A 24943-nucleotide genomic window follows, 5' to 3' on the forward strand; every position below is an offset into this window, starting at 1 on the left:
CTTACCTGGGAGCAAGCCTAATGGCCCTCAGTCAAAGAATCCTCCGCCGCATCCACCGTGCCCTGGCCCCTATCGTGGCCTTGCCCTTGCTGGTAACGGTGGTAACGGGATCCCTCTATCAAATGGCCCGCCTCACCGGAAACTTCGACTACTCCTGGCTCATCCAAATCCACAAAGGGCAGTGGGGCCCCCTCGATCTGCAGGGGGTTTACCCGTTCTTAAACGGACTGGGTCTGTTGGTTATGGTAGCTACTGGCCTGAGCCTGTGGTTGCAAACAAGCTCCCACCGCCCCTATCGGCGTTCAGAGCCCTAAGGGCTTTTGCTTGCTTTTCGTAGGGGAAATACCCCAACAGATTTCTAGAAAACTCTACACCTTGATTGGGCCAGACGGCTTAGGCTGATGTACGGAGGCTATGCTAAAGTCTCCGAGGCAAAGCTTAAAGAAAATCAACAGGAGGTGGGTGGATATGGCCCTTGTTCGCTGGGATCCCTTTCGGGAAATTGACGAAATTCAACGGGAAATGAACCGGATGTTTGACCGGCTGATGGCTCGTCCTACGGAGACCGAGGCGTTTGCCTTCGTGCCGGCGGTGGAAATGCACGACGATCCGGAGACCATTACCCTGAGGCTGGAGCTGCCCGGCCTGAACCCCCAAGATCTGGATATCCAAGCAACGGCGGAGGCAGTCTCCATCAGCGGCGAGCGGCGCTTTGAGAAACGCTCCGAGGACAGAGGCGTAACCCGCAGCGAGTTCCGCTACGGGCGCTTCCAACGGGTGATCCCGCTGCCCAGCCGGATCAAGCAAGACCAGGTGAAAGCCGAATACAAAGATGGGATCCTCACCCTCACCTTGCCCAAGGCCGACTCTGAAAAAGCCCAAGTGGTCAAAGTGAGCGTTGTCTCCTGATGGGCGTAGCTGAAGCTGCTCTGAGGTTAGGCAATTTTCCATGAGGAAAAAAGATCCCATAGGGGTAGGCTCATCGCCTACCCTTTTTTTTAGTCCTTTTTTGCGTTTTGGTTTTTCAGCTTGCGCTCATTTCAAGCAGGAATAAATCGGGTTCGCTGCAGTGATCCCCAGCCTTCCCTAGCGAACTTAAACCGAACCCCATTGGACTTTTGCCCGCCGCTTTGGATAGGGTTTGAGTGCGCAACGGAGCCAAGGTTGAGAGCATGGCCAGCGTTACCTACGAACACGTTACCAAGCGCTACAGAGACACCACCGCCGTCCATGACCTGAACATCACCGTCGAAGACGGGGAATTTCTCGTCTTTGTCGGCCCCTCCGGCTGCGGCAAAACCACCTCCCCGCGCATGCTGGCCGGCTTGGAAGAAGTGAGCGCCGGCTCCATCTACATTGGCGATCGACGGGTGAACGATGTCCCCCCAAGGATCGGGATATCGCCATGGTCTTCCAATCCTATGCCCTCTACCCCCACATGACCGTGGCCGAGAACATGGCCGTTGGCCTCAAGCTGCGCGGCCTGCCACGGGCGGAGATCGAAAGCCGGGTTAGGGGGGTGGCCAAGCGCCTTGGGATCGAGCACCTTCTCAACCGCAAGCCCAAGGAACTTTCGGGTGGGCAACGGCAGCGGGTTGCCGTCGGGCGGGCCATCGTGTGCAATCCGGCGGTGTTTTTGATGGATGAGCCCCTCTCCAACTTGGATGCCAAGCTGCGGGTACAGGCGCGGGCTGAGATCAGCAAGTTGCACATGCAACTGGGCACCACCTTTATCTACGTTACCCACGACCCGGTGGAGGCCATGACCATGGGCAACCGCATCGCCGTCATGAAGGATGGCCGCCTGCAGCAGGTGGATACCCCCCACACCCTCTACACCCGCCCTGCCAACCTGTTTGTGGCCGGGTTCATCGGCAGCCCCGCCATGAATTTCTTCCAGGCCAAGCTGTGGGAACAGGAGGGCACCCTCTGGATCGATACCGGCGCCTTCCGCGTGGCCATCCCGACCCACCAGGCAGAGCCCTATTGGCAATACGTCGGCAAGTCGGTCATCTTCGGCATCCGCCCAGAAAACATCCACGATCCCCACTACCAACCCCCAGGGATCCAACCTGCCCCGGTGCGGGCTAAGGTCTCGGTAACGGAGCTGGTGGGCCATGAAGTAATCCTCTATCTCAGCACCAGCGACCGAGAAGGGATCCTGGCCGAGCAGGAGTTTATTGCCCGCGTGGATCCCCGTACCCAGCTGCGCGTCAACCAGTGGGCGGAAGTGATCTTCGACATGGAGCGCTTCCACCTGTTCGATCCCGAAACCGAGCAGCGCCTAGGTTAAACCCTGGAATCGCTTTAGAATCCTAATCAGTCCTACAGAGGCAGGGATCCCTATGCCGGAGCAATCGACGTCCCGCTTGGTTCAGGCGCAGTTTGACGAATTTCCCTACCCGAATGTCCCGATTGAGCAGACGGTTACGGATACCTTTGCCCTGTTTGCCAACAGCTACACCACCGCCTACTACGTGCGAGATCGCAAGGTGGTCAAGCCCGAGGGCAAAGTGATGCTCAACGCCGGCTGCGGCTCCGGCTGGGAAACGCTGGTTCTAGCCACGGCCAATCCAGGTGCTACCTTTGTCGGGGTGGATATCTCGCCAAAGTCGCTGGAGATAGCCCGGCAGCGCCTTGAGTTTCACCAGATCCCGGATGTGCGCTTCGAGGTGATGGATATCACCGATATGAGGGCGCTGGGGCAACAGTTCGACTTCATCGCCTGCAACGACGTCCTCTACCTGCTAGAGGATCCGGTGGCCGGGCTCAAAGGCATGCGCCAGGTGCTAAAGCCAGAGGGGATTATCCGCACCAATGTCCACAGCCTCTATCAGCGGCAGTTTATTTTCAACATGCAAAATGCCATGGAGCTGCTGGGGGTGATGGACGAGCCCGCTGCCAAGGCTGTCCCCATCCTCAGGGAGCTGATGGATGCCCTTCACGAGGGCAGCTTCGTCAAAAGCCACTGGAAGGGGGACGCCATCAAAACCACCAACGGGATCCTGGCCAACTTCCTGCTGCGCAGCGACAAAGGCTTTACGGTGCCCCAGGTGTTTGAGATGCTGCGCCAGGCCGGGCTGGAGTTCATCAGCATGGTCAACTGGCAGCAGTGGAAGCTGGAGCGAGTCCTCACCAAGCCGGTTCCCTATACCCTACGCCACCTTAAAAAGCTCAGCCAAGAGGAGCTGCTGCACTTTATCGAGCTGATCTTTCCCAACCTAACCCGGCTGATTGATTTTTGGTGCGGCCACCCACGCCCCAGTCCAGCACCTCCCTTTACGCCAGAAGAATGGCGGGAGGGATCTGTGCAAGCCCACCCCCTGTTGCTGCGGCTCAATGCCAGAGTTGCCTTCGAGAATGCTATCCGCGACAATGGCCCGGTCAACATCAACGGCTGGCCGGGGTCTGAAGGCAACATTGTCATCGATCCCTTCTCGGTGCGCTGGTTGATCGATGTTTTTGGAGAAGAGCCTGTTCCTGTACAGGCCCTGGCGGCCAAGGCCCTAGATCTCATGGACTGGACTCCCGAGGAGGCCTTTAACCAAGTGGTGGCCAACCTCAAGTTCCTGGAAGAGCGGCTGGTGGTGTTGTTGCACTCGCCTTTGCGCTAGGTTCAGGGAGAAGAGCTGGCGGCCTGCACCACCCGGATGCGCTCAGCCCGGATGGCCGCTGGGATCCGTCCTTTGGCGTCGGCATTGACAGCAAAGCGCACCTTGCCCTCCATCTCCACCTCATCCCCTGGGCGCAGCTCCAGCCAGCTGGCAGAGCGGCCAAGGCGAGTCACTTGCACCTCCTCAGCAGGAACCACCGAGACCCACGTGCCCGCGTAGCGCTCCAAGCTGGGGCTGACTTTTTCCAAGTTGACCCCAATCCAGCCCTCGTTGCGATTTATCAGCCGCACCGTTCCGGTCAGTTGGAAAAACTGCACTTCTTCCGCCAGCTTGATCGGCTCATAGAGAACTTTCGTATTTAGAGGCTGCAGACGGGCTAGCTCTACCCGCCACCCTTGAGCCTGGCGATAGAGGGTAACCTCCATAACTGCGCGCAGCCGACCCTCCGGCAAAGGCTCGTAGAAGCCCAACTGAGAGCGAAAAGGACGAAACCGGGGATCCTCCCGATCCGGCTCTGTTAAAAATCGTTGCAGCTCCTCGGCAGTGAACTGGAAACGCAAAGTCGGCACCACCGCTTCTGGCTTCAGGATTGCCTCCACCCGGAAAATGGCCGTATTGCCCACCTCTTCGATAGAAGTGAGATTAAACTCCTCGGCGGATGGCCAGGATTGATCCAAAGCCCCTGGCGGGATCCCTCTCAACAGCCGCGGCGTCAGCAGGGATTCTGCTGTGGCAAAGTCCCGCTTGTTGGCCGCCTGCACAAACACCTGCAGCGTCTCTTTGGCGGTTTGGGGTTGCCCGCAGCCACTTAGCAAGAGCAGGGCCAGCAAGAACCAGGGTTTTTTCAGCACCTTTCCCTCGCCACTTCACTGCTGATTTTTGGCAGGTTGCCCAGCCTCTGTCGGAGAGGGAGAGGGCTTGGGATCCGCCGACTCTTCTACCTTTTCCGGCTGGGATCCCTCTGCAGGGGGCTTGTCTGGCTGCCACACTTCAATTCGCCAGCCGCGGTCTTGCTGGTAGAGGGTGATCTTGACGCGGGAGATCACTGTGTCTCCTTCCAGGCGTAGGCCCACCAGTTGCGGGGCCAACTGCTGATAGGTGGGATCCGCCAGATCCGGCTGGGTCAAATACTTGCGCAACGTCAAGGGATCCAGCCCCAGGCGCTGGGCTGCATCCTCCAGCGAGTCGGTGCCCTCCACCCAGACATAGGCCGTCTTCCCGCTCACCTCTTGGTTGCGCACCTGCACGTTTTTCCCCGCCATGCCCCAAGCTGAAGGCAGGGATCCCGGCCGGAGGGCATTGCTGAAGCGCTCCGTCAGGTAGCTGTCTGCCGTGCCCCAGTCCCCCTTCTCGGCAGCAGCGATGAAAGTGCTCACCACCTGGTCAGGAGTCTGCACAGGAGCTGCCTGCGTACAGGCGATCCCTCCTGCCAGGGCGGCAGCAGCAATCCAGACGGGGAAACGGCGTACCATGAACACTCCTCAACAACAAGCAGCACTGCTTCCCTAGATAGACTACCTCTCTTTTGCTGCTTCAGAGAAGGATGAGTTCCGGCAAAGTGATAGGATAGTCCAGCAGCTTAGTCAGCCAAGCCATGGGGATCCCCACCACTGCCGATGAATGTAACGAGCTGGGCATCTCTCATTGCCTGAAGGCCCAGCAAGCCAAAACCTCGCGGGAGCGACGTGCGGCTTGGGCCCTGGCTTTGGCAGCTTGGCGGCAGGGTTTGGATCTCGATCCCAATCATCTCCCCTGTCAGTTTAATCGCCTCCATGCCCTTTTGGCCTTGGGAAGCTACTACACGGCCCTCCAAGAGGGAAAAGAGCTGCTCTCCCGGCTGTTGACCCAGCGTTACCTAGAAGATCCCAGCTTGGGCCTAACTGGATCCCAGCCCAGGCTGGCTTGGGATCCCCCTCGTCTGGCTTCTGCTAGCAAAAAGGCCCGCCGCTCTTCTAAGGCCGCTTCTGCTTCCCGCCTTGGCCCCCGCGAGCGCTACCTCCACACTCTAGCCCGTTGGCTAGCCCACCACAGCGGAGTCGTTTACCGACCGGAGCCATTGCCCTATTGGCGGCTGGCTGCGGCCATCGACCCAGAGGATCTAGAGGCGCAAATGGTGGTTGCCATGAATGCGGCGGCCCAAGCGCAGCCGGAAGGGCCTTTTTTGCTGCAGAAAATAGCGGATCACTTCCCTGGCCAAAAAGATCGGGCCATGCAAGTGCTGCAACTGGCTCTAGATCGCTACATTCCGCGGCAGGATCCCTCCAAGGCGGAGTCGGATTCAGCAGAGCAAGAGTTAGAAACGCCTCCTAACGGAGATCCAGCCTCGGAGGCGGTGGCCAGTATGGAAATTTGGACTCAGTATGAGGGGTACAAGCTAAGGCTAGAGCCAGATCTTAAAAGCATTGTGACCTTCGTCCTCCTGGCTCAAGATCGCTGGTTTGAAAGTGAAATCGAGCTGTGTCGGCAAATCCTCAAGCCGGGCATGAACGCCATTGACGTTGGGGCCAACGTTGGGGTTTACACCTTTCTCTTTGCCCGCTGTGTGGGCAAAACTGGGAAAGTCTATGCCATTGAACCTACGCCGGGATGTGTGCAGTGCTTGCAGGCAACTGTTGTCCAGAACAAGCTCGATCAAACTGTGCAGGTTGTCGAAGCAGCCGTAGGCGAAGAGTCTCGCGAGGTTTATCTAGTTTGCGAAGGGGCCAGCGTTTTCAACCGCATCGTCACGGATCCCATGTCGGTTGTGGAAGAAACCCGTCCGGTGCAGCAGGTTACCCTAGATGAGCTATGGATTTCAGAGGGCAGCCCCAACATTGATCTCGTCAAAATCGATGCGCAAGGGGCGGAGGTTCCTGTTTTGAAGGGCGGTAGAAAGCTCATTGAGACTTGCGCTCCGGTGATCTTGTTTGATAATCAAAATACCGGCCAGTTTTCCGGTTTGGAATCGGCAAAGCTGCTTGCTGAGTGGGGTTATCTTATTTATGTCTATAACCCAGTAATCCAAGATCTGAGCACTGTTCAGGCTTCTGTGCAAATGCCAACTGCGCTCAACCTGGTTGCTGTGCACCCCCGTCGGTTTTCTTGGGTGAGCGAAGCCGGTCTAATCTAGCCGTTTTCATTCTTTGGAGTAAAAAGATGCCTTTCCCGATTAGTGAGATCCTCGGCGATGACATGCCCCTGATTAGGATTGTGGACGTAGGGGCAATGCTCCTGGGCGGCGATAACTTCGACAAGCTGGTTCAGCAAGGGCATGCTCAAGTGATAGGATTTGAGCCCCAAAAAGAAGAATGCGAAAAGCTGAATGCTAGGGCTCTGGCTGAGGCTCCCCGCGCCGACCAGGTCAGACGGCAGTACTTTCCCTACTTCATTGGGGATGGATCCCGGCGCAAGTTCTATTTCACCAACGTCGGCTACACTTCCTCTCTTTACGAGCCCGACCAGGATCTGGCGCAGCATTTTGAGAACCTGTCGGAAGTTTGCAAGGTAAACCGAGTTGAGGAAGTCCAGACTACCCGCTTGGATGACATCCCCGAGCTGGGCGAAGTGGACTTTCTCAAGATCGACGTTCAAGGGGCGGAGCCGGATGTTATCCGCGGTGCCAGCAAAACCCTACAGCATGTAACTGTCATCCAAACCGAGGTGGAGTACATTCCCCTCTACAAGAATCAGCCCCTTTTTAGTGACGTGGATATTGCCATTAGGGAGCAGGGTTTCTTGCTCCACGGCATGACGAGTAACTTTGGCGCTTGCCTTAAGCCCTTCTCGGCCAGGACCTATCGGCCCTACACGCAAGTCCTCTGGTGCGATTATGTCTACGTGAAAAACTTCATGCACTTAGATCACCTCTCTGCTCGTCAGCGGCTGGCCATGGCAGTAGTCTTGCACAAGGTTTACCTCTCCTATGACCTAGTGGCTTTCATTCTAGGCGTTCACGATCAAATAGCTAAGACGCGCTACAAAGACTTCTACCTGGCCAAGATGTTCGCCGCTCTCAACGTCTCTTAACCAGATTAAGAGGGGGAAGGATGATCGTTATCGATGGGGTGATATGGCAGTCGGGAGGGTTCTTCCGCTCGCCAGCTTTAGATCAGTCCTATCTCTGGCTAAGCCTCATTGAAGAGTGGGTGAAGGCAAAGAAGGCGACGCAGTTTGTGGTGCTCACCCGTGGCCGGACTTGGCTGCCGCCGGGAACTTTTTTTTCGGAGATCCCTCGCTTTAGTTTCGAGGAAGCCGCAGAAGATCGCACTGGCTTGCAGAGTGTCTGCGACCAACTCGAGGCACGCCTGTTTCTTTCCACTGGCTACACTACTCCCCTTTCCACCCCTTCCATTGCCTTTGTTTACGATCTGGAGGCAGAAGCCGGCAGCCAGTTTTCTTCAGAGTATCTGGAGAAAAAAAATGCCATCCTAGCTGCTTCCCACTACATTGTCTTTTCCGATGAGGTTCTAGCTGGCCTTAGAACCTACTACCCCGGCATTCCTCCAGATCAGATTTCGCTGGTCTACCCTGCTATTGAGGGCTGGGCCAAGCCGGCTGCTCCCGATGCCATGGCCGAGTTTCGCCGCAAGTTTCAGTTGACTCGCCCCTTCTTCTTGGCCGTTTTGCCCGAACAGCTGGCTGATTACCGTGGCATTCAAGCCGTTAGCCAGGCGTGGGAGATCCTGCAAGGCCAAAAGCTCTCCCGCACCGAGCTAGTCTTCGCCTTTCCTACTCCTCTTCAGGTGGATCCTATTAGGGCGCAACTGCCGCAGCGGGAAGGCATTCGTTACCTCAGCCTCAGCAATCCTGAGCTGGCCTGCGCCTACTCTTCCGCCCTGGCTTTGATTTTCCACGCCACCTTCCGCCCCAGCAGTCCTTTGGAAGCCATGGCTTGTGGCTGCCCAGTGGTGCATTACCGAGAGGGGCAAGGGAGTGTTGCCCAGAAAGAGGAGGCAGCGACCTTGCTCTGCCAAGGATCCCTTCAGGAGTTGGCCAACGCTTTAGAGCGCATCCAGAGCTATCCCGTGCGCTCTCCCCTCATTGCCAAAGGGCTAGAGCAAGCCAAGGAGCTGAGCTGGTCAACCGTTGCCGCCAAAATCTGGGAGATCTTCGACCGGGTTGCTCCCCCTCGCAAAGAATCCGCAGAAAAAGCTACTGCCCGCTAGCGACCAGGTTTTTCCACATCTGCCGGTAGGCCTGCTCCAGGGCGCGGGCGTGGCCTTGGGGATCCCGCAGGGGCGATTTCTCCATCATATCTCGCAGGTTGTGGCGCAGATGCCGCAGCCGCTCCAGGTCATTGGCCAGGTTGACGGCGATCTCCACATACTCTTCCGGGGTTTGGGCCACTAGCTCCGGCAGCCCCACATTGGTGAGAATGGAGACCCCCACGCGGCAGACGTGGGCATTCCCCGCCAGGACAACCACCGGCGCACCGCCCCAGAGAGTTTCACAGGTGGTGGTGGTGCCGTTGTAGGGGAACGGATCCAGGCCAATGTCGATCTCGTTGTAGATCTGGAGGTGCTCTGGAATGCTCTGGCGATCCCCCACCAGATGCACTCGCTGCCGATCCACCCCGTGCTCCTCAAAGTGCCCCCAGAAGATCTCGCGCACGCTGCTGTCGGTGTAGCGCATGTTCTTGAGCAAGATACGGGCGTTAGGGAGCCGCTTGAGGATCTCTGCCCACACGGCCACCACGTTGGGGGTAATTTTGGTGGGGTTGTTGCAGCAGCCAAAGGTAATGTAGCCCGCCGAGAGGGCCGGCAGCTCGGAAACCGGCGGGAAAATATCCACAGGGTTGTAGCAAAGAAAGCTCTTGGGCAGCCGCATCAGCTTTTCCGTGTGGTATTTCTCCGTCATGCCCGGCGGATCGGCATAGGCGTCGGTGATGCGGTAGTCCACCAAGGTTAAACCAGTGGTGTTGGGGTAGCCTAGATAGGTAACCTGGATGGGGGCAGGTTTGAGCGCCAGCACCCCCAGGCGGTTGTAGGCGGTGTGGCCAGCCAGATCCACCAAAATGTCGATCTTGTCCTCGTGGATGAGCTCGGCCACTTCCACGTCGGAGCGGATCTTGTAGATATCCCGCCAGCCATCGGCCTTCTCTTTCATCCGCTCGGTCACCATGTCTGAGTGCGGTGTGTTGGAATAGCAGTAGATCTGGAAGCGCTCGTGGTCGTGGTGGTTATAGACATGTTCAAAGAACATGCTTACCGAGTGCAGCTTGAAGTCGCCGGAGATGTAGCCAATGCGCAGAGGCCGCTTTAGGTCGCGATCCCGGTGGTAGGGCCGCCGCAGATGGGCCACTGCAGCCTGAGTGGCATCCCCCCACTTTTTGTGCTCTCGCAGCGTCTCTTCAGGGTCGAAGTCGGGAGCGTAGTGCAAGCCCATGAGGATGTTGCCGTGGAAGGCGATCACCCCCGGCGCCAGCTTGGCCGACTTGCGGTAGGCTTGGATGGCCTCTTTGTGGCGGCACTGCTGTAGGTAAACCCCTGCCAGCACGGCGTAGGTGGAAGGGTCGTCCGGCTTGAGCGCCAGGGCTTGCTCGAGGGCTTCCAGGGCTTCGCTGAGGCGGTTTAACTCCTTGTAGGCGGATCCCAGCGCCCGGTGCCCTTCCACAAAGTCCGGCTTGAGGCGAACCGCCTCCTGCAGCACTGGCAGAGCCTCGGCGTTGCGGTGTTGGCTCTGCAGCAGCAGCCCCAGGTTACAGTAGGCTTCCGCCAGTTGCGGGTCGTGCACCAGCGCCTGGCGATACTGGATCTCCTCTTTTTCCGGCTCGTTGAGGTGGCGGTAGGCCAGGCCCAGGTTGTTGTAGGCCAGGGCAAAATCGGGCTTGTACTCCAGCGCCTTCTCCAGCAGGGGGATGGCCTCCTTAAACCTTAGTTGATCCAGCAGCAGGCAGCCGGCCTCAAAGTAGGCTTGGGCAAAGTCGGGCCGCACGCCCAAAGCGCGGCTGAGGTGGGCCATGCTGTCTAGCAGTCCATTGGAGAACACCTTGCGCAGCTTGCGATCTGACAGAAGGTTGGCCAAGCCGCGATGGGCCTCGGCGTAGTCTGGCTGCAGGCCAATGGCCACATGGTAGTAGTCCAAAGCGCGTTCCGGCTGCTGTAGCTTGCGAAAAGCCGTGGCCAGGTTGAAGTAAACCCGCGGGCGATCCGGCTGCAGAGCCAGGGCTGCCCGATAGGCCTCGATGGCCGCCTCCGGCTGATCCTGCTCCAATAGAGCAGTGCCCAGGTTGATGTGCGCTTCCACCCGCTGTGGATCCAGCTCCAGCGCCCGCCGGAAGGCGGCAATCGCTTCCTCCCACTTCCCCTGCTCTGCTAGAGTCAGGCCCAGGCCGTTGTGTAGCTCTGGCCGCTGCGGATCCTGCTCCAGGAGCTGGCGATAGAGCTCAACAGAACGCTCCAACTGCCCCGCCTCGCGGCAGAGCTCTGCCAGTTCTTGCGCCCGCTCTGGGGTAAACTCTAGCGCCAGCGCCTGCTCTAGATGGTCGATGGCCGTTGCCAGCCGCCCTTTTTGCCGCTCAATGTGGGCCAAATCTGTCAAAATCTGAGGATCTTGGGGCTGCAGGGCCAGGGCCCGCCGGTAATACAGCTCAGCCTGGTCGTACTGGCCCAGTTGAAAGTGGCAGAGGCCTAGGTTGTAGAAGGCTTGCAGGTGATCCGGCTGGAGGGCCACTGCTTGCCTATAGCAGCCAATGGCCGCTTCCAGCTTGCCCAGGGCCTGGTACACTGCCCCCAAGTTGCTCTGAAAAGCGGCCTGATCCGGCCGAAGCTGCGCAGCTTTGGCTAGATGAGCTGCAGCCTCCTCTAGGCGGCCCGTCTGGTAGCAGAGGATGCCCAGAAAATAGAGGGCATCGGGCTGTTCGGGCTGCAGAGCCAGCACCTGACGGTAGGCCCCTTCCGCCTGCTGCAGATCCCCGGCTTCGTGCTGGCGGATGGCCGCTTCCAAGATGGCCACAAAGGTGTCGAGTGTCACTTGGCCTGGATCCCTAGACTCCATAGCTCCTGATTCTATACCTACCTGGATCCCATGAGAAAAAAACGGGCCTGATTGCTCAGGCCCGCAGTGCTTCAAGCAGCTAGGCAGCCACTAGCGCGGGATGGTGAAGCGGATATCCAGCCGCGGCCCGCGAGCGGTGGTGATAGGGCCAGCACCCGTGCCTGTAGCCGGCTCCCGGTCGAACTCGGCCCGGCAGGTGCCCGTAGCCCCCTGGCTAATCTCAAAACCAGCCGCATTAGCTGGCGTCCCCGCCACGCTGGCGCTGGTGCTGAAGCTGGCCGAGACGCTGGCCGTGTAGGAGAAGGTCTGGTTGGGGATAACCAGGGTCAGGTTGACAGGGCCTGCCTGGGAAGTGGCGGTGGCAGTGAGGTCAGTGGTGGTGGTAAGGAGGGTAATGGTGACAGTGTTGCCTGCGTTGTCGGTAAAGGTACTGGTAATAGTAGTGAAAACAGTACCTACTGCGGCTGTGAATGTAATGGGTGCGTTGATACCCAGGTCAGCCAGCCGGGCAACGTTTTGGCTGATCGTCGTGGCAGTGGTGGGCAAGAAGGCCGAGAAGGTGCTGCCCGCCGCACTGAAGCTCACCGTGATGGGGCTGGTGGCCAGCAGCGTAATCGTAGCAGTGGCTGGGTTGGTAGAGTCAGCTTGGAAGCCACCGACGGTGGCGGTTCCTGTAAACCGAAACACAACGGGAGCCACTGCGTTAAACTGAGGAGCTCCACTGGCCGTGCCACTGACCGAGGTGGAGACGGAGATGGAGAGAGTGGGGAACGCAGCGGTAGCCTGGTTGTTCCACACCTCCCTGGCGCACTGCAGCCGCACCTGGTAGAAGCGGGAGCCTGACACCGCCCGCTGCACCCCAGGTCGCACATCTGCTGTACGCGGCCCCGCCGACGTATCGCCCCCCAGCACGTTGCCGTTGATGCTCAGAGCCACAAAGGTGGGGCTGGAAGCCGGCGCAAAGAAGTCGCTGGAAACCACGTTGTTGGGCGCACCCAAGGTCACTTCCTGGAACACCACGTTGTTGGCCGGCAGGTTGTGGGGCGTCGGATCCAGGAAGAAGAAGCCCCGTCCCCGGTCGCCAAAACCAGGAATGGTGGCCGAGTCGTTGGAGGGCAACTGCACCAGCGTCAACTGCGCCTCCTGCACCACCGCGTTGGCTGGGATGCTGGTTGGGATTGGAAAGGAAAGCACAGCGCGGTAGTCAGTGTAAACCCCCACTGGGATGTTCTCGGCTGGGCTAGCGCGACGAATGCCAAAGCCCACTGGCACCGCAACTGGGTTGGAGAATACCTGCCCGCCAGGCGTAATTGCTGCCAGTTGCGTCGGCAGCAGGCTAATCGGCTCGCCCGAAACAGCCAAATTGCCAGTGGTGAAGGTGGCTACAAAATCTTCCGGCAAACTGCGCCCTGAGGCAAACAGATCTGGCACCGCCCGCGAAATGGTAACCCGATACACCGAGTCATTGCTCAGTGGCTCGCGGAAGGTGATGGTAACTTCGGTGCGGTCGGCGTTAAAGGCGATGTCTCGCGGCGGCACCCTCCCCTCTTGCGGCGCTACGGAAGTAATGCTAAGAGCCTGGGCCAAAGGAGCCTCCCGCACCGGCTCGCTGAAGCGAATGACAATGCGAGTATTAATAGCAACGTTGGTCGCCCCATCTGCAGGGCTGATGCTGATGACGCGGCCTACGGGTGTGGGAGTGGGAGTCGGCGTGGGGGTAGGAGTCGGCGTGGGGGTAGGAGTCGGTGTGGGTGCGACAGTGCCGGTGCTGCTTTCTTCACCGCAACCGGTGAGCAACAGGGGCAGCATCACCACCGTGGAAGCGAGAGACAGAGACCCCAGTGACTTCAAGAGCCACTTGTGCATTGTTCCGTTCATGTTGCTCCTCTTAACCAAAAAAGCAGGGTTCGGCTAGACACTTTCCTTAACTTACCCGATTGGCCCGCTTAGGGCAATCTAAGCCTCCTGGAAATAACCAATCGGGGGGAGACGCAGACACGCCTGTTTGGTGGCTAGTCTGTACCACTGTGCTGATCATACAGGCAGATGCAGCAGCTTTGGCAAGAGTTGTCGACTTTTTCCGGGCCAATAGGGAGTGATCTGGGTCACAGACAACGAACATCAGCTTGCTCGAATGGGCGGGGTTGAGGCTTGGCCAAGGCAGCAGGGCAGGTGAGGTGTGACGTGGCCGGAAAGGTTTCTCCGCTCCGACCCTAAGAAACCGGAAGATTTGCCTACTTCTCCAAAAAATGGTGCTTGACCCGGGGCAGAAGGGTGGCAGGATGAGGAGTGGACGTTTTTTCTGGAGACCCAAGCAGGATGGCTGTCTACAAAGTTCGGTTGATCAACGAAGAGCGGGGCCTGGACGTCACCATCGATGTGCCGGACGACGAGTACATTCTGGACGTGGCGGAGGAACAAGGGATCGACCTGCCCTACTCCTGCCGCGCCGGAGCCTGCTCGACCTGTGCTGGCAAGCTGGTGAGCGGCACCGTGGATCAAAGCGATCAATCCTTCCTGGATGACGACCAGATCGCCCAGGGCTATGTGCTGACCTGCGTAGCTTACCCTACTTCTGACTGCACCATCATCACCCACCAAGAAGAAGCCCTTTACTGATCGAGCTTGAGTTTCCGTCCCTACCCTTGGCCCCTCTTCCTAAGGAAGGGGGGTTTTGCTTTGAGCAGCCCCTCTCCCAGAGCGAGAGGTTTAGGGCGGTATGATTTCTGTAGCACCGCAACACCTGCTAGCCATGACACCTGAGCAGGAGCAGTGGCTAATCCGTGCCGTCCAAGAGTTGCAAGCTGCCCAGCAAAACCAGCAGGTTTTGATTCAAGAGCTGCGGGAAGGTCAGGCGATGCTGGCGCAGTTCTTCCGGGAGGCCCTCGAGCGGTTTGACGAACGCACTCGCGCCATTGAACGCCGCACGGAAGCGTTGGAGCGCCGTACTGACGAGATGGCGAAAGAGATGAGAGAGATGCGGCAAGAGATCCGGGATCTGCGCCGCGACTTTCTGGAACGGCGCTAGCCCAAGCGACCTCTAGCCCCTCTTCCTAAGGGGTTTTATTTTGGAAGTCTAGGATGACAACAGAGAAGTTATGGCTCTGGCCATGGGATCCGTTTCCGCACCCCCAACAGCTCGCCTGAGCTTGGCGGAATACCTTGCTTATTCAGATGGCAGCGACACCCGCTATGAGCTGGTGGCGGGGGAGTTGGTTCCTATGGCCCTTCCAACCGGACGGCATGTGCAGATTCAAAAGTTTCTCAGCCAGGTTTTCGAGGCAGAGATTGCGCGGCAGCAGTTGCCCTGGACAACAATCCAGGGCGGCCTAGGGATCCAGTCGCCGCGGGGCAACCGCTGGGATACGGTGCGGATCCCGGATGTGGTGGTGCTGCCTTTGCAGCAGTGGCAGGAGATGGGATCCCGAGAGGCGTTGATTCGTCTAGAAGACCCGCCGCCGCTATTGGTGGTGGAGGTGGTGAGCGAGTCCAGCCGGGCAGCAGACTACCGGGCCAAGCGGGCGGAGTACTGCGTCTTGGGGATTGGTGAGTACTGGATTGTGGACCCTTTGGAAGAGAAAGTAAGCCTGCTGCTGCTCTATGAAGGCTGGTACGACCTGCTGGAGCTAAAGGGATCCGAGCGGGTGCCCTCAAAGGTTTTTGTAGAGCTAGAGTTGCAGGCGGGGGAGATCTTGGCTGCCGATTCAGGTTATCCTAGTAAGAGCACGGGGAGTTAGCTCAGTTGGTAGAGCGCTGCGATCGCACCGCAGAGGTCAGGGATTCGAGTTCCCTACTCTCCATTTCCCTTTCTCCCAGTCTCTCTCCCAAAAAGAGGGGGGGTTTGGGGTGCTAGGGTTTTTTGTTCTGTAGCGCCGCTAGCGATGACACCTGAGCAAGAGCAGTGGTTGATTCGCGCCATCCAGGAACTGCAAGCTTCCCAGCAAGAGCTGAAAGCTGCTCAGCAAGAGATGCGCCTCGTCCAACAAAACCAGCAGCTTCTCATTCAAGAGCTGCGCGAGGGGCAGGCGATGCTGGCGCAGTTTTTCCGCGAGGCCCTGGATCGCTTTGACGAGCGCACCCGGGCTATTGAGCGCCGCACGGAAGCTCTGGAACGCCGCACGGAAGCGCTAGAGCGCCGCACTGACGAGATGGCGAAAGAGATGAGAGAGATGCGGCAAGAGATCCGGGATCTGCGCCGCGACTTTTTGGAACGGCGGTAGCCCAAGCCCTCCAATTGGCATTTGCCCTTCCTTGCAAGTTGGTCTATGTCTGTCATCCGCACCCTCCACCGCCAGTTGGTAGCCAAAGAGCGCTCTGCCGAGGAGATTGCCCGCGAATACCTAGATCGCCTGCACCAACTGGAGCCGCAGCTTAAGAGCTTCATTACCGTCACGGAGGAGCTGGCCCTGCAACAAGCTAGAGCCGTGGACGCCCGCATCCGCGCCGGGGAGGAGATCGGCCCTTTGGCCGGGATCCCCTTGGCTGTCAAGGACAACCTCTGTACCCAAGGGATCCCCACCACCTGCGCTTCCAGGATCCTGGAGGGGTTCATTCCACCCTACGAGTCGACGGTGACGGCGCGGCTGGCAGCAGCCGGCATGGTGATGGTGGGCAAGACCAATCTGGACGAGTTTGCCATGGGCAGCTCCACGGAAAACTCGGCCTTTCAGCGCACGGCCAACCCCTGGGATCTGACGCGGGTGCCGGGGGGATCCTCGGGGGGGTCGGCAGCAGCGGTGGCGGCAGGCCAAGCGGTGGTGGCCTTGGGATCCGATACGGGGGGATCGATCCGCCAGCCGGCAGCTTTTTGTGGCGTGGTCGGCCTTAAGCCTACCTATGGGCTAGTCTCCCGCTATGGGCTAGTGGCCTTTGCCTCGTCTTTGGATCAGGTGGGGCCCTTTGGGCGCACGGTGGAGGATGTGGCCCTGCTGCTGCAGGGGATTGCCGGCCATGACCCCCTGGACTCCACTAGCCTTAGGGTGGAGATCCCGGACTATAGCCAGGCCCTGATCCCCGAGATCAAAGGCTTCAAGATTGGAGTCATCCGCGACCTGCTGGGAGAAGGGTGTGGGGAAGAGACCCGCGCTGCCGTGCAAGCGGCCATCCAACACCTAGAGGAGCTGGGGGCAGAGATCTTGGAGATCGACTGTCCTAGCTTTCGCTATGGCCTGGCTACCTATTACATCATTGCCCCTTCGGAAGCTTCTTCCAATCTGGCCCGCTACGACGGGGTCAAGTACGGCCTGCGGGAGCCTGCCGACTCCCTCTTGGCTATGTATGGCAAGACGCGCGCCCGCGGCTTTGGGCCAGAGGTGAAGCGGCGCATTATGCTTGGCACCTATGCCCTCTCAGCCGGCTACTACGACGCCTATTACCTAAAAGCTCAAAAGGTGCGCACCCTAATCAAGCAGGATTTCCTCAGGGCTTTTGAGAAGGTGGACGTATTGGTCAGCCCCACCACCCCCACGCCAGCCTTCAAAGCGGGGGAGCGGGAGGATCCTTTGAGCATGTACCTGTGCGACCTAATGACAATCCCCGTCAATTTGGCAGGCTTGCCAGCGCTGAGCTTGCCCTGTGGCTTTGCCAACGGCCTGCCCATTGGCCTGCAGATCATCGGCAACGTCTTGCAAGAGAGCAAGGTGCTGCGGGTGGCCTATGCCTACGAGCAGAGCACTGACTGGCACAAGCGCCGCCCCCCGCTACCGCAGCCCTCGGTTGAAGAGGCGAGGGGATCCAAGGCCCAACACCAGCCCAGCAGAATCTAGGCCCTGCCCATCTGGTGAGTTGCCGAGAAGCGCTCCATAAAGCGCAGGAAGCGCTCCCACTCGGCTTCGGTTTCCATGTCGTAGACTACCTCCAGGGCTTTGAATTCCCCGTTGAGGAACTTGGCCGTGATGTTGCGGGTAGTTAGCTCCCCCTCTTCGTCAATCATCCGCATGCCGAGGATGTTTTGCGTATCTGTCTTCAACTCCTCGAAGCGAAAAATGGCAGATCCCCGGCTGCCAGTCTTGGATTTCAGCAGCCGTACCTGGGTGGGTACTTCCTCGATGCCGGGAGAAAACTCAATTCTGGCCATGGCTTCCTAGAGTTACGATTCAAGCATTATAGCTGGCAAAAGGCCCGCAACTCTTGAGCAGCCAGCTGCTCTAGGTAATGGCTGGCCTGGCGCTGGGCTGCGGCCACATCCGGGATCCAGTCACAGAGAGCGCCTACCCGGATGGGGTGGGACTCGACTGCCAAGTCGGTGCGGGCGGCGGGGGAGGCCTGGCCACAGAGAATCAAGAGAGGCTTCTGGGCTGCCCTAGCCTGCTGCAGCACCACCCCTACCACTTTGCCCATGGTGCTCTGTTCGTCAAAGCGGCCCTCGCCGGTGACCACGAGATCAGAGCGGCGGATGCGATCCGCCAGGTTCAACTGCTGAGCCAAAAGCTGGATCCCGGACTCCAGGGTGGCCCCCAAAAAGGCCACCAGCCCTGCTCCTAACCCACCGGCAGCGCCAGCACCAGGGATCCCCTCCACCGCTCGACCCAGGTCGCGCTTGACCACTTCAGCCCAGCGCTGCAGCGCTTGCTCCAATTGCTGCACCTGCCGGGGGGTGGCTCCCTTCTGGGGGGCAAAGACGGCGGCTGCCCCCAGCGGGCCGGTGAGGGGATTTTGCACGTCGCAGAGGCCGCGGATGCGCTTGCCCTGCCAGACCGGCTGCTCAGGTGGCTCGATGCGTGCCAGCCGGGCCAACTCTCCCCCGCCCCAGGCCAGGGAATCCCCCGCTTCATCCAAGAGGCGATAGCCCAAGGCCTGGGCCATGCCTGCTCCTGCATCCACGGTGGCAGATCCCCCCAGCCCTATCCAGATCTCGGCAACGGGCTCCCGACAGGCAACCCGCACCAACTCCCCCAAGCCGTAGGTGGTGGTGCGGGTAGGATCCCGCCGCTCGGGGGGTAGCAAGGTCAGGCCCGCCACCTGGGCTATTTCCAGCAGCGCCCACTTCCCTGCCACCCCGTACTCGGCCCAGACGGGATCCCCTAGGGGGCCAGTAACCCATAGGCCTTTCTTCTCGCCTCCTAGCGCCGCTAGCCATACCTCCAGCGTGCCCTCTCCCCCATCGGCTAAGGGGAGCAGCTCCACCTCTGCCTCGGGCAAGACCTGGCGGAGGCCCCGGGAAATGCTCTCTGCGGCGGCCTTAGCCGTCAGGGATCCCTTGAAGCTATCCGGGCAGACTAAAATTCGCCGCAGCGGGCGGCTGAGCTGGGATGCCTTGACTGTCCTTGGTGGCACCAGAGGGTGGACTGGGCTGCAGGCCGACAAAGCCTAGCCCCCGGCTACTGAGCGCTTTCGCCTTCTGCTGGCGAAGGTTGATCCGCGCTGGAGGCCTGGGAGGCGTCGATGGCAGCGGGTGAGTTGCCCAGAGACTGCTCCAGGGCCAGGCGCTGCTCCATCACCCGCAGAAAATAGCCCCCCATCATCGCTCCAGAGAGCATCTTTGCCAAACTTTCACGGTTGGTAACGATTTGAACGCCAAATTGGTCGGACGGCAGACTGCCCAGCAGGCTGCGGATGTTATAGCCCAAGATCTCTAGCACTTCTGGAGAAGAATTGCGGGCAATATCCTGAAAAACGCTGGGATCCTGCGCCTGGAGGTATTGCCAGAGCCGGTTGTTGGGGCTAGGCGTTGGCACAGCCTCAAAGCCAGGAATGAAGTTGATTGGGCTGGACATGGAGTTACCAAGCTCCCCAAACACAGCAACTAAAGCCCAACGGGATGGCCTGCCTGATCCGTCAGGCTCTTGCCGCTCCCCCAACTTGGGCTACGCCCAGCTTACCACCTACACCTTGCCGCCCTCGGTACGGGATCCCACCCTTTTGAGGCGGCAAATGCCGTACCTAAAAGCAGCCGGAGCTCTAGGGCGAGGGATCCCCGACAAATGAGGCCGGCACCACTGTTACCCCGACGATGCTGTCCTCGGGATCCAGGCGCTGCACCAGCACACCCGTTGCCTCGCGCGACTGGGCAGGAATGGCCTTAGCCAGCTGGCGCATGACCATGCCCCTGGCAGTGACCAAGAGGATCTCGTCCTCGGCATTGACGATGCGCAGGGCCGCTAGCTCATCCGACGCCTGGCGGAACTTGGTGGCGATCACCCCCTTGCCGCCACGGTTTTGCTGGCGGAAATGGTCAATGGCCAAGCGCTTGCCCCGACCTTCCTTGGTGATGACCAGCACCCAGGGATTGGCAAGCCGCTCTCCCTCTTGCTCAGCAGCCCTCACCGCCTCGGCAGAGAGAATATCCATGCTGACGATGGCGTCGCCGGCGTTGAGGGTAATGGCCCGCACACCGCGAGCTGGCCGCCCCAGGGGACGCAGTTGCTCGTCGTCAGCCCGGAAGCGAATACCCATGCCCTGGCGAGTTGCCATGACCACGTCGTCAGCCGGGCGGGCACGGCGCACCCAGCACAACTCGTCACCTTCTTCAAGAGAAATGGCAATCAGGCCATTGGAGCGAACGTTGGCAAAGGCGCTGAGGGCCGTCTTTTTGATGTAGCCCCTACGCGTGAGCATCACCAGGTATTCGTCCTCGCTAAACTCGCCCACGGGCACCATCGAGGTAACCCGCTCTTCCCGGCTCAGCGGCAGCAACTGGACAATGGCACTGCCACGGGCGGTGCGGCTCCCTTGGGGGATCTGGTAGGCGGGCAGAGTATAGGCCACCCCCTGATTGGTGAAAAAGAGAAGGGTGTCGTGGCTGCAACAGGCAAAAAATTGGGCAATGGCGTCGTCTTCTTTGATGCGGGCGCCAGCCTTGCCGCGGGTAGCTCGTCCTTGCACCCGAAACTCTTCGAGGTCCATGCGCTTGATGTAGCCCTGTTCCGTGAGGAAGATGACCGTCTCGCGGTTTTCGATGAGATCGGCCACCTCCAGCTCACCGTCCTCCAGGCAAAAGCGGGAGCGGCGCGGGCTCCCAAAGCGGGCTTTGAGCTGCAACAGCTCCTCGCGGATAATCTGCATCACCCGTTCCCGCCGCGTGAGAATGTCCCGCAAATCGGCAATTTGCCGCAGCAAGTCCTCGTGCTCGGCCTGGATCTTCTCGGCTTCCAGGGCCGTGAGCCGGCGCAGTTGCATTTGGAGGATGCCTTCGGCCTGCACTTCACTTAGCCCCAGTTGGCTCTGCAGCTCGGCGCGGGCGGTGGCAGTATCAGCCGCTTCCCGAATGAGAGCAATGACCCGATCCAGCTGCCCCAAAGCCACAAGGTACCCCTGGAGCAGGTGAGCTCGCTCCTCGGCTTTCTGCAGCTCGTAGCGGGTGCGCCGCTCGATGAGCTCTACCCGAAAGTCCAGAAAAGTCTGGAGCGCGTCCCGCAACGTCAAGGTGCAGGGCCTGCCGTTGAGGATGGCCAGCATGTTGACCCCAAAGCTGGTCTGCAGGGGGGTCTGTTTGTAGAGGTTGTTGAGCACCACCTGGGGCTGGGCATCCCGCTTCAGCTCAATGACTACCCGCATGCCCCTGCGGTCGCTCTCGTCGCGGATGTCGGCAATGCCCTCCAGTTTTTTCTCATTGACCAACTCGGCAATTTTTTCAATCATGGCTGCCTTGTTGGTCTGGTAGGGCAGCTCGGTGATGACAATGGCCTCTCGCGCTGGCCGGCCCGGCTGCTCGAGGGTTTCGATGGTGGCCACGCCGCGCAGCGTGATGGAGCCGTGCCCGGTGGCGTAGGCTTCGCGGATGCCCTCCTGGCCCAGGATCAGCCCGCCCGTGGGAAAATCTGGCCCAGGGATCCACTGCATTAACTCCAGGCTGCTCAGGTTGGGGTTTTCGATGAGGGCAATCAGGCCGTCCACCAGCTCTCCCAGGTTGTGGGGGGGAATGTTGGTGGCCATGCCCACGGCGATACCGGAAGAGCCGTTCAGCAGCAACTGCGGGATCCGAGCCGGCAGCACCAGCGGCTCTTGCTGGGATCCGTCGTAGTTGTCGACAAAGTCAACGGTGTTAGCGTCGAGGTCCTGCAGCAGGGCTTCCTGGGCAAAGGCCGTGAGGCGGCACTCGGTGTAGCGCATGGCCGCTGGCGGATCGTTGTCAATGGAGCCGAAGTTGCCGTGCCCATCCACCAGGCGCTCCCGCATGGAGAAGTCCTGGGCCATGCGCACCAGGGCCTCGTAAACTGCCTGATCCCCGTGGGGATGGTATTTTCCAATTACATCCCCCACCACCCGAGCGCACTTGCGAAAGGGCCGATCCGCCGTCAGGCCCAACTCGTACATGGCATAGAGAATGCGACGATGCACCGGCTTGAGGCCATCCCGCGCGTCCGGCAAAGCCCTCCCGACAATAACGCTCATGGCGTATTCCAGGTAGGACTGCGTCATCTCCCGCTGCAGGTCAGTGGAGATGATGCGCGCGGCCAACTCGTTGTCGCTCATGGGATGGGAAGAATGCCAGCCAGTTAGCTTGACGCAGGCAAGGTAGCCCTAGTCTCAGTCTACCATCGGCCTTGTGAGGAGCTTCCCGCCGGGGCTACTCGGGGATCCCTGAAGAAGTTCATAGATAAAAGTCTATTCTCTAACTTAGCCTTAGGGTAACCCTCAATGATAGGCTGCCTATAGCGTTGAGAGTGGCAAGGTATGGTACAGGCTGGCGGAGGCAATCTTCTAAGGGGCTGGCGTCAGCGTCTAAGTCTAGAAAACTGGCGCGGGGATCTCTTCGGTGGCCTGACGACGGCAATTGTGTCCTTGCCGATGGCCCTAGCCTTTGGAGTGGCTTCCGGGGCGGGGCCAGTGGCAGGTTTGTACGGAGCGGTGTGTGTGGGCTTTTTTGCGGCCCTGTTCGGCGGTACCCCCACCCTCATCTCCGAGCCCACCGGGCCGATGACGGTGATGATGACAGCAGTCATTGCCAAGGTTACCGCCCGCTATCCCGAGCAGGGGCTGGCGCCGGCCTTCACGGTGGTCATGCTGGGGGGCCTGTTTCAGATCGTGTTTGGATCCCTAAAGCTGGGCAAATACATTACCCTCATGCCCTATAGCGTTATCTCTGGCTTTATGTCGGGGATTGGCTGGATCATGATTTTGCTGCAGATCCCGCCGCTGTTGGGCCACGCCAGCCAGGGGGGAGTCATTGGGGCCGTGCGGAACCTGCCGACCTACCTGCTCAACCTCAAGGTGCCGGAACTGGGGTTAGGTCTGCTAACGCTGGCAATCCTTTTTGGCTATCCCAAGCCTTGGCGGCGGGCGGTGCCGCCCCAGCTGGTGGCCCTGGTGTTGGGAACGTTGGTGGCCAGCTTGTTCATGGCGGATTGGGATTTGCGGCGCATTGGCCCCATCCCCACCGGCTTGCCGCAGGTGCAATGGCCGCAGCTGCCCTTTGCTGCCTTGGCCAGCCTGGTGTTGGACGGGGTGGTGCTGGGCATGCTGGGCTGCATCGATACCCTCTTGACGGCGGTGATTGCCGACAACCTCACGCGCACCCGCCACGACTCTGACCAAGAGCTGATTGGGCAGGGAATTGCCAACCTGGTCTCTGGCTTCCTGGGGGGCTTGCCGGGGGCCGGCGCCACCATGGGCACGGTGGTAAATATCCAGTCGGGGGGACGTACCCCCTTGGCCGGTATCCTCCGCGCCCTCATCCTCTTGATGGTGGTGCTGTTTGCTGCTCCCCTGACCCAAGGGATCCCGATGGCCGTGCTGGCGGGGATTGCTTTCAAGGTGGGGGTGGACATCCTCGACTGGAGCTTCCTGAAGCGGGCCCACCGCCTCTCCCTCAAAGGGGCAGCCATTATGTACGGGGTGATGTTCATGACCGTGTTTGTGGATCTCATCGCCGCCGTGGGAGTGGGGGTGTTCGTGGCCAACTTGCTCACCATCCAGCGCCTGAGCGAGCTTCAGTCGGAAGAGGTGAAAGCCATTACCGATGCGGACGATGCCGTAGACCTCAACCCGCGGGAAAAGGAATTGCTGCGCCAGGGCCGCGGCCAGGTGCTGTTGTTTTACTTGAGCGGCCCGATGATCTTCGGGGTTTCCCAGGCCATTTCCCGCCAATATCAGGCGGTAGCCTCCTGCCAAGCTTTGGTGGTGGACCTATCGGATGTGCCGATGCTGGGGGTTTCGGCGACCCTCTCCCTGGAAAATGCCATTCGCGAGGCCCTAGATCGCGGCAAACAGGTGTGGATCGTCGGCGCCAGAGGCCGCATCCGGCAGCGCTTGGAAAGCCTACGTTTGCCCCTACCGGCGGAGCGGTTTGTGGAAAGCCGAGAGGCCGCTTTGGCCGAGGCCGTCGCCCACTTGGGCTTGGCGGCAAAACCCAGCCCCCTAGTTTGAGCCATCTCGACTGGCCCGAGGACAAAAGCTGTAGGCTTTTTGCAGCACCTCTATGGACTGGAAGGGCCGGATTGCCTACTTGGCAACCCTGCATCGCAAAGAGGAGGTGATTGCCCCTCTCTTGGCCGAGCATCTGGGGATCCAGGTGCAGGTGATACCTCTAGACACCGACCAATTCGGCACCTTCTCGCGGGAGCGCCCCCGGCCAGGGGATCCCCTCCACACCCTACGTCTAAAGATCGAGAGAGCCCGCCAAGCTTACCCTGCCCCCTTGGTTTTGGCCAGCGAGGGATCCTTCGGCCCCCATCCCCAGATCCCTTGGATTCCTTGGAACCAGGAATGGGTCATGCTCAAGGTTTTTGAATCCGGCGCGGATCCCTTGGAGCTGGTGGGCTATGCAGAAAGTACCCAAACCAATTTCAGCCATCGCTGGGTGCAAAGTTTTGCGGAAGCGCTTGACTTTGCCCAAAAAGTCGGTTTCCCCGAGCATGCCCTGATCGCCCTCGACCAGCCGGAAAACCCCCAAGTTATCCACAAAGGGATCCAAGACGAAGCAACCCTGAGGCAGGTGGTGGAGGAGCTGCTGGCCCGGCAGCAGGGGCTGCACCTGGAAACCGACATGCGGGCCCTGTACAACCCAACCCGCCTGCAGGTCATCGCGGCAGCCACCCAAAACCTCATTGCCAAAGCCCAAAGCCTTTGCCCAGCCTGCGGCACTCCCGGCTACTGGCGCATCCGCCCCCTGGCAGGCTTGCCCTGCGGCCAGTGTGGTGCTCCCACCCCTGTAACCAAGGCATGGATCTATGGCTGTGCCCGCTGTTCCCACACCCACACCGAGCCTGTGGCAGAGACTTGGGCGGATCCGGCTCAGTGCCCCTTTTGCAACCCCTAGCTTCCCGGCGCCCCCTCCAACTTCCTCAATGGATCCCAGGGCGAGGGCTCTCCTCTAGTCCTTGATTCACTGGACAATCAGCCACTTTGTGGCATGACCAACCTCCTGCCTTGACGGAGATGGGCTGAGCTAGTAGGCTTGCGAGTACATCTTTTCT

At 59.8% G+C, this 24943-nt stretch carries 21 protein-coding genes, 1 tRNA gene and 1 pseudogene; 15 read left to right on the forward strand and 8 right to left on the reverse strand.

Translation table 11 applies throughout. The annotated features are described in order from the left end of the window. Positions 1 to 20 precede the first annotated feature (20 nt). From NW812_RS08555 to NW812_RS08570, 4 genes and pseudogenes are all read left to right on the forward strand, one after another. Positions 21 to 314: a PepSY domain-containing protein gene (locus NW812_RS08555; RefSeq protein ID WP_414395878.1), complete on the forward strand. Its 294-nt coding sequence runs from the start codon at positions 21 to 23 to the stop codon at positions 312 to 314. A gap of 154 nt (positions 315 to 468) precedes the next feature. Beyond that, positions 469 to 909 (forward strand): Hsp20/alpha crystallin family protein, encoded by a 441-nt coding sequence (locus NW812_RS08560; RefSeq protein WP_414395879.1) that lies wholly within the window; start codon positions 469 to 471, stop codon positions 907 to 909. A gap of 263 nt (positions 910 to 1172) precedes the next feature. Beyond that, positions 1173 to 2293 (forward strand): annotated as a pseudogene (locus NW812_RS08565) (ABC transporter ATP-binding protein). 52 nt (positions 2294 to 2345) lie between these two features. Next, positions 2346 to 3614 carry a class I SAM-dependent methyltransferase gene (locus NW812_RS08570; RefSeq protein WP_414395881.1) on the forward strand — a complete coding sequence of 423 codons (1269 nt, stop codon included), beginning with the start codon at positions 2346 to 2348 and terminating at the stop codon, positions 3612 to 3614. Positions 3615 to 3616: 2 nt separating this feature from the next. Here NW812_RS08570 and NW812_RS08575 read toward each other — a convergent pair whose 3' ends face one another. Continuing rightward, entirely contained in the window at positions 3617 to 4465 is an 849-nt protein-coding gene (locus NW812_RS08575; protein ID WP_414395883.1) for a hypothetical protein, read from the reverse strand. 15 nt (positions 4466 to 4480) lie between these two features. Further along, positions 4481 to 5086 (reverse strand): hypothetical protein, encoded by a 606-nt coding sequence (locus NW812_RS08580; RefSeq protein WP_414395885.1) that lies wholly within the window; start codon positions 5084 to 5086, stop codon positions 4481 to 4483. Positions 5087 to 5208: 122 nt separating this feature from the next. Here NW812_RS08580 and NW812_RS08585 point away from each other — a divergent pair, with 122 nt between their 5' ends. From NW812_RS08585 to NW812_RS08595, 3 genes are read left to right on the forward strand one after another with little or no spacing between them, the layout of a single operon-like run. Continuing rightward, positions 5209 to 6723, forward strand: a complete 1515-nt coding sequence (locus NW812_RS08585; protein WP_414395887.1) for an FkbM family methyltransferase — start codon at positions 5209 to 5211, stop codon at positions 6721 to 6723. 26 nt (positions 6724 to 6749) lie between these two features. After that, entirely contained in the window at positions 6750 to 7619 is an 870-nt protein-coding gene (locus tag NW812_RS08590; RefSeq protein WP_414395889.1) for an FkbM family methyltransferase, read from the forward strand. A 20-nt stretch (positions 7620 to 7639) separates the two neighbouring features. Next, positions 7640 to 8758 (forward strand): glycosyltransferase, encoded by a 1119-nt coding sequence (locus NW812_RS08595; RefSeq protein WP_414395891.1) that lies wholly within the window; start codon positions 7640 to 7642, stop codon positions 8756 to 8758. Here the strand turns inward: NW812_RS08595 and NW812_RS08600 are convergent. Together NW812_RS08600 and NW812_RS08605 are read right to left on the reverse strand one after the other, a co-directional pair. Next, positions 8745 to 11588: a tetratricopeptide repeat protein gene (locus tag NW812_RS08600; protein WP_414395893.1), complete on the reverse strand. Its 2844-nt coding sequence runs from the start codon at positions 11586 to 11588 to the stop codon at positions 8745 to 8747. The genes NW812_RS08595 and NW812_RS08600 overlap by 14 nt on opposite strands. A gap of 90 nt (positions 11589 to 11678) precedes the next feature. Next, a complete protein-coding gene (locus NW812_RS08605; RefSeq protein ID WP_414395895.1) occupies positions 11679 to 13466 on the reverse strand; it encodes an Ig-like domain-containing protein in 1788 nt (595 codons plus the stop codon). A 441-nt stretch (positions 13467 to 13907) separates the two neighbouring features. On the opposite strand from NW812_RS08605, the gene NW812_RS08610 reads away from it, so the two are divergent. From NW812_RS08610 to gatA, 6 genes are all read left to right on the forward strand, one after another. Then, positions 13908 to 14207, forward strand: a complete 300-nt coding sequence (locus NW812_RS08610; protein ID WP_414395897.1) for a ferredoxin — start codon at positions 13908 to 13910, stop codon at positions 14205 to 14207. Positions 14208 to 14340: 133 nt separating this feature from the next. After that, positions 14341 to 14616 (forward strand): hypothetical protein, encoded by a 276-nt coding sequence (locus tag NW812_RS08615; RefSeq protein WP_414395927.1) that lies wholly within the window; start codon positions 14341 to 14343, stop codon positions 14614 to 14616. 70 nt (positions 14617 to 14686) lie between these two features. Continuing rightward, positions 14687 to 15325 (forward strand): Uma2 family endonuclease, encoded by a 639-nt coding sequence (locus tag NW812_RS08620; RefSeq protein WP_414395899.1) that lies wholly within the window; start codon positions 14687 to 14689, stop codon positions 15323 to 15325. Further along, positions 15316 to 15388: transfer RNA gene (locus tag NW812_RS08625), tRNA-Ala, on the forward strand. Before NW812_RS08620 ends, NW812_RS08625 begins: the two co-directional genes overlap by 10 nt. 81 nt (positions 15389 to 15469) lie before the next feature. Then, the gene (locus NW812_RS08630) at positions 15470 to 15808 is read left to right on the forward strand and encodes a hypothetical protein (RefSeq protein WP_414395900.1); all 339 of its coding nucleotides are present in this window, start codon (positions 15470 to 15472) and stop codon (positions 15806 to 15808) included. A 45-nt stretch (positions 15809 to 15853) separates the two neighbouring features. After that, entirely contained in the window at positions 15854 to 17353 is a 1500-nt protein-coding gene (gene gatA, locus NW812_RS08635) for an Asp-tRNA(Asn)/Glu-tRNA(Gln) amidotransferase subunit GatA (RefSeq protein WP_414395902.1), read from the forward strand. Here gatA and psb28 read toward each other — a convergent pair. From psb28 to gyrA, 4 genes are all read right to left on the reverse strand, one after another. Beyond that, positions 17350 to 17664 (reverse strand): photosystem II reaction center protein Psb28, encoded by a 315-nt coding sequence (gene psb28 / locus NW812_RS08640; protein WP_414395904.1) that lies wholly within the window; start codon positions 17662 to 17664, stop codon positions 17350 to 17352. The two genes, gatA and psb28, sit on opposite strands and share 4 nt — an antisense overlap. Before the next feature lie 26 nt (positions 17665 to 17690). Next, positions 17691 to 18863, reverse strand: coding sequence for a glycerate kinase (locus NW812_RS08645; protein WP_414395905.1), 1173 nt, complete (start codon positions 18861 to 18863; stop codon positions 17691 to 17693). A 44-nt stretch (positions 18864 to 18907) separates the two neighbouring features. After that, the gene (locus tag NW812_RS08650; protein WP_414395907.1) at positions 18908 to 19303 is read right to left on the reverse strand and encodes a DUF760 domain-containing protein; all 396 of its coding nucleotides are present in this window, start codon (positions 19301 to 19303) and stop codon (positions 18908 to 18910) included. Between the two features lie 184 nt (positions 19304 to 19487). After that, positions 19488 to 22001 (reverse strand): DNA gyrase subunit A, encoded by a 2514-nt coding sequence (gyrA, locus tag NW812_RS08655; RefSeq protein ID WP_414395909.1) that lies wholly within the window; start codon positions 21999 to 22001, stop codon positions 19488 to 19490. A gap of 201 nt (positions 22002 to 22202) precedes the next feature. On the opposite strand from gyrA, the gene NW812_RS08660 reads away from it, so the two are divergent. Further along, a complete protein-coding gene (locus tag NW812_RS08660) occupies positions 22203 to 23894 on the forward strand; it encodes a SulP family inorganic anion transporter (protein WP_414395911.1) in 1692 nt (563 codons plus the stop codon). 52 nt (positions 23895 to 23946) lie between these two features. After that, positions 23947 to 24786 (forward strand): DUF6671 family protein, encoded by an 840-nt coding sequence (locus tag NW812_RS08665; RefSeq protein WP_414395913.1) that lies wholly within the window; start codon positions 23947 to 23949, stop codon positions 24784 to 24786. Positions 24787 to 24943: the final 157 nt, after the last annotated feature.

The sequence above is a fragment of the Synechococcus sp. O70.2 genome, assembly GCF_047462135.1.
In the GTDB taxonomy this organism is placed as follows: domain Bacteria; phylum Cyanobacteriota; class Cyanobacteriia; order Thermostichales; family Thermostichaceae; genus Thermostichus.

Bases quoted from the DNA above. Each gene is read 5' to 3' on its own strand.
- NW812_RS08560 (WP_414395879.1), top strand. From the start codon at position 469: ATGGCCCTTGTTCGCTGGGATCCCTTTCGGGAAATTGACGAAATTCAA.
- NW812_RS08610 (WP_414395897.1), top strand. From the start codon at position 13,908: ATGGCTGTCTACAAAGTTCGGTTGATCAACGAAGAGCGGGGCCTGGAC.
- NW812_RS08665 (WP_414395913.1), top strand. From the start codon at position 23,947: ATGGACTGGAAGGGCCGGATTGCCTACTTGGCAACCCTGCATCGCAAA.
- gyrA (WP_414395909.1), bottom strand. From the start codon at position 22,001: ATGAGCGACAACGAGTTGGCCGCGCGCATCATCTCCACTGACCTGCAG.
- NW812_RS08605 (WP_414395895.1), bottom strand. From the start codon at position 13,466: ATGAACGGAACAATGCACAAGTGGCTCTTGAAGTCACTGGGGTCTCTG.
- NW812_RS08660 (WP_414395911.1), top strand. From the start codon at position 22,203: ATGGTACAGGCTGGCGGAGGCAATCTTCTAAGGGGCTGGCGTCAGCGT.
- NW812_RS08630 (WP_414395900.1), top strand. From the start codon at position 15,470: ATGACACCTGAGCAAGAGCAGTGGTTGATTCGCGCCATCCAGGAACTG.
- NW812_RS08595 (WP_414395891.1), top strand. From the start codon at position 7,640: ATGATCGTTATCGATGGGGTGATATGGCAGTCGGGAGGGTTCTTCCGC.
- NW812_RS08580 (WP_414395885.1), bottom strand. From the start codon at position 5,086: ATGGTACGCCGTTTCCCCGTCTGGATTGCTGCTGCCGCCCTGGCAGGA.
- NW812_RS08555 (WP_414395878.1), top strand. From the start codon at position 21: ATGGCCCTCAGTCAAAGAATCCTCCGCCGCATCCACCGTGCCCTGGCC.
- NW812_RS08650 (WP_414395907.1), bottom strand. From the start codon at position 19,303: ATGTCCAGCCCAATCAACTTCATTCCTGGCTTTGAGGCTGTGCCAACG.
- NW812_RS08620 (WP_414395899.1), top strand. From the start codon at position 14,687: ATGGCTCTGGCCATGGGATCCGTTTCCGCACCCCCAACAGCTCGCCTG.
- psb28 (WP_414395904.1), bottom strand. From the start codon at position 17,664: ATGGCCAGAATTGAGTTTTCTCCCGGCATCGAGGAAGTACCCACCCAG.
- NW812_RS08585 (WP_414395887.1), top strand. From the start codon at position 5,209: ATGGGGATCCCCACCACTGCCGATGAATGTAACGAGCTGGGCATCTCT.
- gatA (WP_414395902.1), top strand. From the start codon at position 15,854: ATGTCTGTCATCCGCACCCTCCACCGCCAGTTGGTAGCCAAAGAGCGC.
- NW812_RS08590 (WP_414395889.1), top strand. From the start codon at position 6,750: ATGCCTTTCCCGATTAGTGAGATCCTCGGCGATGACATGCCCCTGATT.
- NW812_RS08600 (WP_414395893.1), bottom strand. From the start codon at position 11,588: ATGGAGTCTAGGGATCCAGGCCAAGTGACACTCGACACCTTTGTGGCC.
- NW812_RS08570 (WP_414395881.1), top strand. From the start codon at position 2,346: ATGCCGGAGCAATCGACGTCCCGCTTGGTTCAGGCGCAGTTTGACGAA.
- NW812_RS08615 (WP_414395927.1), top strand. From the start codon at position 14,341: ATGACACCTGAGCAGGAGCAGTGGCTAATCCGTGCCGTCCAAGAGTTG.